Source organism: Xenorhabdus sp. PB62.4, assembly GCF_014467285.1.
GTDB lineage: Bacteria > Pseudomonadota > Gammaproteobacteria > Enterobacterales > Enterobacteriaceae > Xenorhabdus.
In genome coordinates this window covers 61,656-73,982 of sequence record NZ_NKHR01000018.1, presented here as the reverse complement: position 1 = coordinate 73,982, position 12,327 = coordinate 61,656, and the positions used below count along the sequence as shown (strand labels likewise).

The 12,327-nt window shown below is 40.1% G+C and carries 10 protein-coding genes; 1 reads left to right on the top strand and 9 read right to left on the bottom strand.

Going from position 1 to position 12,327, the window contains the following annotated elements:
* Positions 1-406: 406 nt before the first annotated feature.
* Entirely contained in the window at positions 407-802 is a 396-nt protein-coding gene (locus Xenpb_RS14540) for a hypothetical protein (RefSeq protein WP_187654977.1), read from the bottom strand.
* A 15-nt stretch (positions 803-817) separates the two neighbouring features.
* Positions 818-1,300: a hypothetical protein gene (locus Xenpb_RS14535; protein ID WP_187654976.1), complete on the bottom strand. Its 483-nt coding sequence runs from the start codon at positions 1,298-1,300 to the stop codon at positions 818-820.
* 793 nt (positions 1,301-2,093) lie between these two features.
* On the opposite strand from Xenpb_RS14535, the gene mfd reads away from it, so the two are divergent.
* On the top strand, positions 2,094-5,543 hold the full coding sequence (mfd, locus tag Xenpb_RS14530) for a transcription-repair coupling factor (protein WP_187654975.1): 3,450 nt from the start codon (positions 2,094-2,096) through the stop codon (positions 5,541-5,543).
* 153 nt (positions 5,544-5,696) lie between these two features.
* Here the strand turns inward: mfd and umoD are convergent, their stop codons facing one another.
* The 7 genes from umoD to Xenpb_RS14495 form a co-directional block, all read right to left on the bottom strand.
* Positions 5,697-6,161 (bottom strand): UmoD family flagellar biogenesis regulator, encoded by a 465-nt coding sequence (gene umoD / locus Xenpb_RS14525; RefSeq protein ID WP_187654974.1) that lies wholly within the window; start codon positions 6,159-6,161, stop codon positions 5,697-5,699.
* 708 nt (positions 6,162-6,869) lie between these two features.
* Positions 6,870-8,174, bottom strand: coding sequence for an NAD(P)/FAD-dependent oxidoreductase (locus Xenpb_RS14520; protein ID WP_099113231.1), 1,305 nt, complete (start codon positions 8,172-8,174; stop codon positions 6,870-6,872).
* A gap of 423 nt (positions 8,175-8,597) precedes the next feature.
* Positions 8,598-9,620 carry a beta-N-acetylhexosaminidase gene (gene nagZ, locus Xenpb_RS14515; RefSeq protein WP_187654973.1) on the bottom strand — a complete coding sequence of 341 codons (1,023 nt, stop codon included), beginning with the start codon at positions 9,618-9,620 and terminating at the stop codon, positions 8,598-8,600.
* A gap of 81 nt (positions 9,621-9,701) precedes the next feature.
* On the bottom strand, positions 9,702-10,586 hold the full coding sequence (locus Xenpb_RS14510; RefSeq protein ID WP_368666830.1) for a phosphotransferase: 885 nt from the start codon (positions 10,584-10,586) through the stop codon (positions 9,702-9,704).
* Positions 10,549-11,118, bottom strand: a complete 570-nt coding sequence (gene lpoB / locus Xenpb_RS14505) for a penicillin-binding protein activator LpoB (RefSeq protein ID WP_187654972.1) — start codon at positions 11,116-11,118, stop codon at positions 10,549-10,551. Before lpoB ends, Xenpb_RS14510 begins: the two co-directional genes overlap by 38 nt.
* A gap of 50 nt (positions 11,119-11,168) precedes the next feature.
* Positions 11,169-11,519, bottom strand: coding sequence for a purine nucleoside phosphoramidase (hinT, locus tag Xenpb_RS14500; RefSeq protein ID WP_099113227.1), 351 nt, complete (start codon positions 11,517-11,519; stop codon positions 11,169-11,171).
* 25 nt (positions 11,520-11,544) lie between these two features.
* A complete protein-coding gene (locus Xenpb_RS14495; protein WP_099113226.1) occupies positions 11,545-12,324 on the bottom strand; it encodes a metal-dependent hydrolase in 780 nt (259 codons plus the stop codon).
* Between the last annotated feature and the right edge of the window lie 3 nt (positions 12,325-12,327).

The window sequence follows — 12,327 nt, the reverse complement described above, 5'->3', positions numbered from 1 at the left end:
TTACTGTTTTAGTTATTTATTGATAATTTAGCAAGTAAAGTAACAAAACAAATTTCATACACAATCATAACCTCAATGAGCTTACGTCAAGGGAATTTAAGCGAACATTTAAAGCACTTACGAAGAAAATGAGTGACAATAGCGAAGCATAGTGTAGGTTATAAAACAAACAACCCTACAACCTAATGACTTAATTCATCAAGAATAGAATTAATAAAAATTAAAAAATTTAATTTTAGAAAAACATAAAAATAATATAGACACAGAAAAACACCATAAATAATAATTTATATTAATAAAGGGAACTATCACTTTATTAAAGTGAATCTAGACTAACGTATTTTTCGTTCCCTTAGGATATAAGTTATTTTAATGAAAAACATTATACGAATTTATGTTGTAACTATCATAGATTTCCACTGAACATTTTCAAAATATAATTTCTACCAGTTAGATTCACCACCAGAACTTTTCTTCCACCACCTCTATTATCACCTTCAACTTCTTTGGTGTCACCATCGTAGTTCATAGATAATCCCTCAAAATATTTAACGGCATTCTCACCAGAAGGATTATAGTAATCCTGAAAAACATAAATGTAATTATCACTCTTTGGCCCTAAAATTAATTTTATAGCTTTGTAGTTTTCAGAAGTCTTTCCAATCCAAGGTACCCATAAATGTCCATTCCAGACTCTTTCTGCTCCAATTGAAAATATTTGATCACTATTTTCACCATTTATTAAAGACATCGTATAAGGTGTATTATTAGCAATGGAAACAATATCAGTAACTTTAGCCATAAATCCTCCTGGATTTTAACAAGTATACTCACGCAAGAAAACATCAACAGCGCTTGCTGTAATCTCATTGAAAGGATGTTTTAATTCAGCCGGTTTATACCGACCATCATGTATTACAAAATTATCTCTAGCCATACCTATAAACATTTGTAAAGATACATAATATAAATCATAGAAAAAGATATTCCCAAATCCCTGCTCTTCACTGAAAACCCGCAAAATCTCTTCAGCTGTACCGCGACTTAACGGTGATCCCATTAATGTAATATATTTACATGAACCACTTTCTATAGCAAATTTTGGATTTATATAATCATCAACAGGTGAAAGATTAGGAATATCCATTCCTCTATTAGGACCATTAGAAATTTTTTGATCATATTTATTTATATTTACTGAATTTGGAAAACCTGTAATGATAGTACCTGGACAAAAAACAGATGAACAGTTACCATCAACAATTCTTCCCTCACCCCAGACATCAAGAATTTCAATCATTTTATTTCCCACCCTTTAAATTCCATGAAAGTTAAATTACACATTTATATATTAACCCCCATCATTAAATGATTAATATACATGTATCCTCCTATAATAAAACATATAAAATTAATCAGATATCTGATATTCAATCTTAATAATAAAATAGAAAACACTTTATCATCTAGCATTAAATATACCATCAAAATAAAATAGTTACTTATATTATAATATACAAAATAGTTTCTAAAATATCTTTGCATTCCATTTATTCATGTTCACATCAATAGCTACAAAAGTATCACCATATAATACTCTCTCTATTTTTTATATTTTTGTACTGACGAATCCAGTGGGTCGTTACGATGGAAATTTTAGATGCAGGATGGAATACTGACTATTAAATATAGAAACTTTATCTTTCCATATTGGCTTTTATGCAAAATAATTTCAGCGTATCTCATTGCTGAATTCAGAAAGTTATACACCACATCATGGTACAACACCTCAGTCAATCCAAATTTTCTGACAAGTATTTCAGCCTCATCAATAAAAAAATAAATTTTAGTTATCAACAATCTCCAAGTGTGCCAAATCACTCATTTCTGATCTAAACATGAAATCTGCTACTCTCCTGTTGCCAAAGCAAAGTGTACGAGGATAATAAAGGGTAGCTGTACTTTATGGAGCCATTCACGTCCCGGTTCTGTTTTTTTACTTTCTCTCAACCTGCCAGCTTATTTATTACAAGGCTACTGGGTCAAAAGTGTGTTGGGAATGAACTGAATCTTAGAGAACACATCAAACACTTATGTCAGCAAAAAATCGTTATCAACTTCCTGAACGCCGCGGTGATATCCGCCAATTAGGTCATTTGACCGGTGCCGCCTGCGCTGTTGAATGCGCCGCAATCATTGAACGCCACTCAGGGCCAATTCTGCTGGTAACAAAGGATATGCAGAATGCCCTTCGATTGCGTGATGAAATCCAGCAATTCACCCACGCACCGATAAATATGATGTCAGATTGGGAAACCTTGCCCTATGATAGTTTCTCTCCTCATCAGGAAATCATCTCTAACCGTCTATCTACGCTGTATCACCTGCCATTCATGACAAAAGGCGCATTAATCCTACCTGTCAATACGCTGATGCAACGTGTCTGCCCCCATGAGTACCTCAAGGGACACGCTTTAGTCATGCACAAGGGGCAACACCTTTCCCGTGATAAGCTGCGGGCAGAATTAGAACAAGCCGGTTATCGCAGCGTTGAACAGGTGCTTGAACATGGTGAATTTGCTACGCGCGGAGCCTTGTTCGATCTGTTTCCAATGGGGAGTGAATATCCTTATCGCATTGATTTTTTTGATGATGAGATCGATAGTCTGCGCACCTTTGATGTGGATACCCAACGAACGCTGGCAGAAGTGGAAAAAATCAGTTTATTGCCAGCCCATGAATTTCCAACTGACCAAGATGCGATTGAACTATTTCGCAGTCAATGGCGTGAGCAGTTTGAAGTTCGCCGTGATGCTGAACATATTTATCAGCAAGTCAGTAAAAAAGTGTTACCCGCCGGCATTGAGTATTGGCAGCCGCTATTCTTTGAACAGCCCTTGCCGACCATCTTTGATTATCTGCCCGAAAATACGCTGCTCATCACGCAGGATTTTATCAGCGCTGCCGAGCGTTTCTGGCAGGACACAAAACTACGATTTGAAAGCCGCAAAGTTGATCCCATGCGTCCGCTACTCCCCCCTGAGCGGATTTGGTTGCCAGTCAATAAGCTATTCTCAGCGTTAAAAAACTGGCCCCGCCTTCAAGTTGATAACGAAACACTTCCCCAAAAAGCAGGAAACATCAATCTTGCTTATCAAGTTCTGCCTGATCTATCAGTGTCTCCACAGCAGAAAGCGCCTTTGGATAAATTACGCCGTTTTATGGAGCAGTTTAACGGTAAGATTGTGTTTTCGGTGGAAAGTGAAGGACGCCGGGAATCCGTACAAGAATTGTTATCACGAATCAAAGTCAATCCAGTCAAAATAAGCCAACTAACAGATGCTGATAAACCCGGCCATTTTTTGATGATTGGAGCATCAGAACACGGTTTTATTGATGAAGACAATAAACTCGCGCTTATTTGTGAAAGTGACATGCTTGGGGAACGAGTCAGTCGTCGCCGTCAGGATAACCGGCGTACTATCAATACTGATACGCTAATCCGAAATCTCGCTGAGTTACGGCACGGTCAACCTGTCGTACATCTTGAACATGGTGTCGGGCGTTATCAAGGTCTGACAACGCTGGAAGCGGGTAGCATCAAAGCTGAGTATCTTATCCTTACTTATGCAGGGGAAGACAAACTGTATGTGCCAGTCTCCTCTCTCCATCTTATAAGCCGTTATGCTGGTGGGGCAGAGGAAAGCGCGCCGCTGCATAAACTGGGAGGAGAAGCATGGAGCAAGGCCCGCCAAAAAGCGGCCGAAAAAGTGCGTGATGTTGCCGCCGAACTATTGGATGTTTATGCCCAACGCGCTGTTAAGCCGGGTTTTGCCTTTGAGCAAGATCATGAACAATACCAACTGTTCTGCCAAAGTTTCCCATTCGATACGACACCAGATCAGGAACAGACCATCAACGCTGTACTGGGTGATATGTGTCAGCCCATTGCTATGGATCGTCTGGTATGTGGCGATGTCGGGTTTGGAAAAACAGAAGTGGCGATGCGTGCCGCATTTCTGTCCATTACCAATAACAAGCAAGTCGCCGTACTTGTACCAACAACCCTATTGGCACAGCAGCATTATGATAATTTCCGTGATCGCTTTGCTAATTGGCCTGTGCACATTGAAGTTATGTCACGCTTTCGCAGTGCAAAGGAACAACAACAAGTCATTGACATGGCGGCTGAAGGGAAAGTGGATATCATTATTGGCACCCATAAACTTCTGCAAAGTGATCTGCGCTGGAAAGATCTCGGCTTGTTAATCGTTGATGAAGAACATCGCTTCGGCGTTCGCCATAAGGAACGTATTAAAGCCATTCGTGCAGATGTTGATGTCCTAACGCTTACTGCAACGCCAATTCCTCGTACACTCAATATGGCAATGAGTGGCATGCGCGATTTGTCTATTATCGCTACTCCTCCTGCCCGTCGTTTGGCAGTAAAAACCTTTGTGCGGGAATATGACAGTCTCGTTGTTCGTGAATCCATCCTGCGTGAAATATTGCGTGGCGGGCAAGTTTATTATCTTTATAACGATGTCGAAAACATTGAAAAAGCAAAAGCACGATTGGAAGAACTAGTTCCCGAAGCCAGAATTGTTGTAGGACATGGTCAAATGCGTGAACGTGATTTGGAACGCGTTATGACAGATTTCCATCACCAACGCTTTAATGTTTTGGTGTGTACCACCATTATTGAAACAGGTATCGATATTCCCAGTGCCAATACCATTATCATTGAACGCGCCGATCATTTTGGATTAGCGCAATTACACCAATTACGTGGACGTGTCGGACGCTCTCATCATCAAGCCTATGCTTATTTGCTGACGCCACATCCAAAAGCGATGACCAGTGATGCCCAAAAACGGCTGGAGGCTATCGCATCTCTTGAGGATTTAGGCGCCGGTTTTGCGTTGGCGACTCATGATCTGGAAATCAGGGGGGCAGGTGAATTACTAGGTGAAGATCAAAGTGGGCAGATGGCCAGCGTCGGTTTCACCCTCTATATGGAATTGTTGGAAAGTGCTGTTGATGCACTCAAAAACGGGCGTGAACCTTCACTTGAAGATCTCACCAATAATCAGACCGACATAGAGCTACGCATGCCGGTACTTTTACCCGATGATTATATCCCGGACGTAAACATGCGCCTGTCTTTCTACAAACGCATCGCTAGCGCGCAAGATAATGCCGAATTGGATGAATTGAAAGTCGAACTCATTGATCGATTTGGTTTATTGCCTGACCCGGGACGCCAACTGTTACAATCGGCTTCCATTCGCCTGATAGCCCGTAAATTGGGCATCAAACGTATTGAAGCACATGAGAAAGGGGGCTTCATTGATTTTAGCAATGATAATAAAGTCGATCCTAATTATTTGATCGGTTTATTACAGACTCAGCCTCATATCTATCGACTGGATGGCCCGTCTAAACTGAAATTCATTACAGAATTAACGGAGCGAGCGGCTCGTTTATCTTTCATTCAGCAATTGTTGGAAGCGTTTGTTCAACATCAGAGTTGTCCCCAATAGTCCTCAATCTGTAAATTAAAAGTTGAGGAGTTAATTTTATGATTGCACTGTTTTGCTAATACAGTTCACCAATTTAATTTTATGTGAACTCCCCGCTAAACAGTGTAATCTTCTAAATAACCCTCTGCTAAAGAGTATCGCGAACGTATTATTCTATTGTACTTTTAGAATTAATTGGCCTTTCTCATTTAAAGGAATCGTTTCCCCTGGTATATATGGTATCCTGATTTTCCCTAGTTTATCTCCGATACGATAAACGACATCGTACCCAACAACACGTGGTTGCTTAACATCAACGGTGATGCAATTTTTTAGCTCCGAATGCTTTAACGCAGGATATTCTCTCTTTACTTTTAAAGTATTAATAAGTGTTAATATACGATATTCATAATTCGGTAAAAAACGTTCCGTAATATCTTTTACTGTAGCAGTAATGGGAGATACCGTGATATGGCAATAGAATTGACTAACCGCAACAGTTGATCTAATAGGCTTCGAGTATAATACTTGCGCAACGCTGGGACGCGGGGATTCAAAACAAAACGTTGCAGCAGTACCAATAATGGCAATAGTAATTATTGAACCAATTACATACTGTCTTATCTTTAATTTAACCACATAGCACCTTGATATATTAATAGTTTTCCCGATATTTTATGTAAGCTAGAAATGCGCTAGATTCGTTATTTAAGAAAAATCCTATTTCCTTAAGCTAATCTAATAAAATTATTATCATTCATTAAGGAGATTTAATCTTATACTCTTCGCTTCTATTCTGAGCAAAAAATTGTAACATAATGCAAAATAAACATTCTTATAGAATAAGATGTTATATATCTATATGTTATATGACTACAAACTGAAGTGTATTAATACAACCAGTAAAGCGGTAACTCGAAAAATGAAGGACATACACCATTTATAATGTATCTAATTCTAACAGGCAGATCAAAGTTATGATACTACAGTAACCTAACTAAAACTCGCTTTATTACAACGATTAATTAGCCACACTGATAAATTGTTTCATTTACCCACAGATAGCACATACGAAATTGAGTTATCTGAGTTTATTTTTTTAATATATAAATAATAACAACCTCATTATGTTAATATATTTTATATATAACAATAATGAGTTAACTCAAATGGATGTCTGTAATTATATTAAATACAGTTTTATTCATTATAATAAATAACTGCGATAGATTTAGATAAGAATAATTATGATATGTATAACAATAAATATAATAAGCAGGAAAATGGCTCATCTGGGTTGATTATGTCTAGATGAACCATTTTCAGCTAATTCTCTCAGCTAACTAATTAGTGTAACTTCAACCGTGGACGAATAACACGGTTAATTCCACCAACCAACATCATCAAGCCTGTTTTAATATATCCGTGCAAAGCGACTTGGTGCATCCGATACAAGGAGATATAAACTATACGGGCAATACGGCCTTCCACCATCACTGAGCCGCGCATTAAGTTCCCCATCAGGCTACCAACCGTACTGAACTTCGATAATGAAACCAATGAACCATGATCTTTATAAACATATTCTTTCAATGGTTTTTCATTCAGTAATGCCAGAATATTATCATAACAACGGCTTGCCATTTGGTGAGCGGACTGAGCTCGAGGAGGGACAAATCCACCTTCTTTTTTCGGGCATGATGCACAATCACCAATAGCGAAAATACGATCGTCCAGTGTGGTTTGCAAAGTTGGTTTCACCACTAATTGGTTAATACGGTTTGTTTCCAATCCACCAATGTCTTTCATAAAGTCTGGTGCTTTAATTCCTGCCGCCCAGACCATCAGGGAAGCTTTGATCTGCTCACCATCTTTAGTATTCAGGCCATGTTCATCAGCACTGGTCACCATTGTCTTGGTTAAGACCTTGACGCCAAGCTTAGTCAATTCTTGATGGGCCGCGCCAGAGATACGCGCTGGCAATGCAGGCAAAATTCGCTCACCAGCTTCAACCAGAGTCACATTTAAAGCATCTGAACTCAGGCTTTCAAAGCCATAATTATGAAGCTGCTTGACCGCATTATATAGCTCAGCAGAAAGCTCAACACCCGTTGCGCCGCCACCAACAATCGCGATATTCACTTTTTCTTCCGCACATTGATTTGCAGAATATTTCAGGAATAAGTTCAGCATCTCATTATGGAAACGATGTGCCTGCTGCGGGTTATCAAGGAAAATACAGTTTTCCTTCACTCCAGCCGTCCCAAAATCATTCGACTGACTGCCCAATGCCATGACAAGAATGTCGTAGGCCAACTCACGCTCTGGTACCAACAAATCACTGCCTTCATCGCGGATTGCAGCCAAAGTGATTTTTTTCTCTTCACGGTTAATATCCGTGAGCGTACCTAGCTGAAAATTGAAATAATGGTTGCTGGCATGCGCTAAATAGCTCAGTGCATCAACACCATCATCCAGGGAACCTGTTGCTACTTCATGTAATAACGGTTTCCATAAATGGCTGTTGTTGCGATCCACCAAAGTAATTTCGGCTTTTTGCTTACGACCCAATTTATGTCCCAAACGCGTTGCCAGCTCTAAACCACCAGCGCCCCCACCAATGATGACAATTCTTGTCTTTGGCGTTGTCATGACTACCCCACTGAAAATACAACATAATGTTATGTAAGGTGCTAAACCCACTTTTTTGAGCAAAAACCTTGGATAACGTCCTTAAATAACACCAAGCCAAACAAATTTCATACTGCAAATATCTCCAGAATATCATGGCAGGTCAGTTGGTCATACCAAAAATAGCTTTAATCAAATTCTTTTGATTAATTAGACAACAATCACAAAATTTGTATGATAATTTTCAATTAATTAGACTTAAAGCAGATTTATGAATAATTAACATTGTAAATGTTAAGATTGTGTGAATATGAAATTTTCAGGGCAAAATATCAAACTATTGAAGAGAAAGACGAGAAATAGCATATTGAAGAAAAGTCAGGAATAAGATCACCAATGGCACTCCTATTCCCGACTTTATTGAAATAAGTCTACATTATTCAATCATGATTCACATCTTAGCCATTTTTCGCACAGACCGTGTAAGGCTTTATTAGCCTGTTGCCAACGGTCAGATTTCTGCAATTCTTCCAGACTAAATCGTTTACCTTGATGGTATAACCGTGTGACTTTGCCTGAGTCGATAATCGGAAGGTTATCCAGTACACTGACAGCCCCTTCCCGATTGTTACACACCAAGATCATGTCACAACCAGCATTTAATGAAGCTGTTGCTCGCTCGGAGTAACTACCCATAACTGCGGCACCTTCCATTGATAAATCATCAGAAAAAATGACACCTTCAAAACCCAGTTGCTCACGCAATATAGATTTCAGCCAATACGGTGAACCACTAGCAGGGCGATGATCTATTTGAGGGTAAATAACATGAGCAGGCATGATGGCGTCCAGCAAATTGCGTTGAATAAAATCACGGAATATCACCATATCGTGACAACTAATGGCATCCATTGAACGATTGTCCCTCGGTGTTTCTTTATGAGAATCTGCCGTCACTGCACCATGTCCCGGAAAATGTTTACCCGTTGATCTCATTCCCGCAGAATGCATGCCCTTAATAAATTTTTCTGCCATTACCATTGCGGGTTCAGGCTCTTCATGAAATGAACGCTCCCCAATTGCCGTACATTTATGCCCCAAATCCAACACTGGCGCAAAACTGATATCGATATCCATTGCGATCATTTCTGACGCCATCAGCCAACCAGACTCTTCTGCCAAATGAGCTCCCATAAGCAAATCATTCATACAGGCAAATGACTGTGCTGCTGGTAAACGAGTGAAACCTTCATGAAACCGCTGAACACGCCCGCCTTCCTGATCCACTGCAATCACCAGACGATGACGGGAAGCTTCGCGAATTTGACGAATTAATTCACGTAATTGTTTTGTATCGTGGAAATTGCGGGTAAACAGAATTAAACCGCCCACTAATGGATGTTGCAGAATTTCTCGTTCTTCATTATCCAATTCATAGCCAACAACATCTAACATTACTGGACCCATAGCATTCCTCACTTCTTTTTATTGGTTGCCATATTATCGTTGATTGAAACTCCACCAGCGCACTACGCCAGTGTCAATTTGTTACAACAGCTTAAAAGCATGGCGCAAAGGATACGCCAGTGATAAAAATTGTTGCTCTTTCGTTTGCTGCCAGCGTACTTCATACCACATCAGCATCATGTATCTGACCCACGGCTCCCATCGTTCAATCTGCTGCTGTAATCGTTGGATATCTGAATATCCTGACATTTGGATGCAATAATAATTCAAAAAGGTTTTTTGCTGTAGTTTATCCCATTGATTTCCTTTAAATAGAACAGCCAATGAGAAGCCAATATCAACATCAGCAGCATATTCCCAATCGATCAATTTTAGCCCATCTTTGGTCATTAACAGATTATCAGGGTGAACATCCATGTGAGCCGGAGCGATTTTTAATGTGGCAGGCATTCTGGCAGCCATAAATAATTTATGCAGGCGTAACCAACGAGGGGATAGACGTCTCCGATCTATTTGCTGCCATTGAGATGCAATTTGCTGCTTAAGCTTAAGGGGATAACCCAATGGAGAGTGGCTGTGAAGAGTGGCAAGCGTTTGGGCCAATGATTTCTGTATAGCTGGCGAACTCAATGTATCAGCGTCTACTTTTGTTCCCTTGAGCCATTCCAGCAATAACCAAGTTTCGTTCGTCGCCAATACCTTAGGTGCAATACCAGTAGGAGTTAATCTGCGCAAAATCTGCTTTTCCCGCTGACGGTTTACCCCCAACGTACTACTATATGATGTTTGTGCACGTCCAACCATCTGACGAACACCATCCGTAATGTAATAACTTGCCTGTGTCAGACCCGTTAATGGCCTAATTTCCCAGGAATCTACTGGAATATCAGGCCATTGCTCAGACAACATCTTTAACAAAGAATGATGGTTAGTTAACGTCACCACGACCAGACCAGAGTATCTCACCGGTTTTAACCAGCATCAGTTGCATCTCTATGTCACGCTGACCATTATGGCTGGAAATTGCGGTATACAAGACATAATCAGCATTCAAATAACGCGCGAGGCCAATAGATTTACTGCGTAACCCCAAGCTATCTTCCGATGACAACCCCAACGCCTGCCGGGCAGTATGGACTTGAGATTTCGGGACAACCTGAAAGACTTGTTTGTTACTGATTGCATCCGTAATCGCATCTGTCGCTTTCAGTGTCCGCAATGAGCCATTGGTATTATTTTTGACAGAATCAACAAGCAATACTTTTCCTGCTTCTACTCCGCTGGCCTCAACCATCTGTTCCACCAATGGCTGGACAACACTATTCCAATTAATAGACTGGATCTTAGGAGGTTGAGGAACTTTTTCCGATGGTTTGACTGGCGGTTCCTGTTTTTTCTTTGGTTCCACTGGCGTAACAGGAGCAGGCTGTTGCGTTTTTTCAATTACACAACTTGCCAGCAACATTGCTGATAATATAACAAAGAGAATTCTTTTCATTAATCTACCCCAGTTACATCGCTACCTTGTACCGATACTCGTGAATAATATTATTTTGCCAAAAGCGGGCCTAGTGGTCGTCCACCCACTAAATGCATATGGATATGGAAAACTTCCTGACCAGAGTGACGATTACAGTTCATAATCAAGCGATAGCCATCTTCTGCAATGCCTTCATCTTTTGCTATTTTTGCTGCAACCGTAAATAAACGACCCAATGCAAGTTCATGCTCAGCAGTGACATCATTAACAGTCGGGATCAGCACATTAGGAACAATCAAAATATGTGACGGTGCTTGTGGGGAAATATCACGGAATGCTGTGACTAAATCATCCTGATAAATAATATCAGCAGGAATTTCACGGCGAATAATTTTGCTAAAAATAGTTTCTTCTGCCATCTTATTTCTCCTTTTCCACTTAATTTTATGCAATATTGACATGAAACAGTTCACAAAAGTTTTTTGTGGTTACTGCTGCCAATTCTTCAATACTAACGCCTTTTAAAACTGCCATATATTCAGCAACATCACGCACATAAGCAGGCTGATTCTGTTTACCGCGATAAGGAACAGGTGCTAAATAAGGTGAATCAGTTTCCACCAAAATGCGGTCAAGTGGTACAAATCTTGCCGCTTCTCGGATCTGCTCTGCATTGCGGAAAGTAACAATACCAGAAAAAGAGATATAAAATCCCAAATCAAGTAAAAGCCTTGCTGTTTCTTTATCTTCTGTGAAGCAGTGCAAAACACCACCACATTCTTGCACTTTCTCTTCCCGCAACACCATCAGTGTATCGTCCCTTGCCTCGCGGGTATGCACAATCACCGGCTTGTTCAGTTCACGACCGATACGGATATGCTCACGAAATGATGTTCTCTGGAGTTCAGCGTTTTCTTTCTGATAATAATAATCCAACCCCGTTTCACCCATTGCGATGACATCCTCATCCGCAGCCAAACGGGCAAGTTCCTCAAAATTATAACCTTCATCCAGATTCAATGGGTGGATACCACAGGAGTACGCTACATTTTCTCGTTTGCCAATCAGGTTTTTCATTTGTTGAAATCCTGGCAATGTAGTCGCTACTGCCAACATATACTTAACATCGCGTTCTGCGGCTTTAGCTACGACATCATCTACACTTTTGTGCAGTGTTTCATAATCAAGGCAATCGAGATGACAATGTGAATCAACTAAAAACATAAT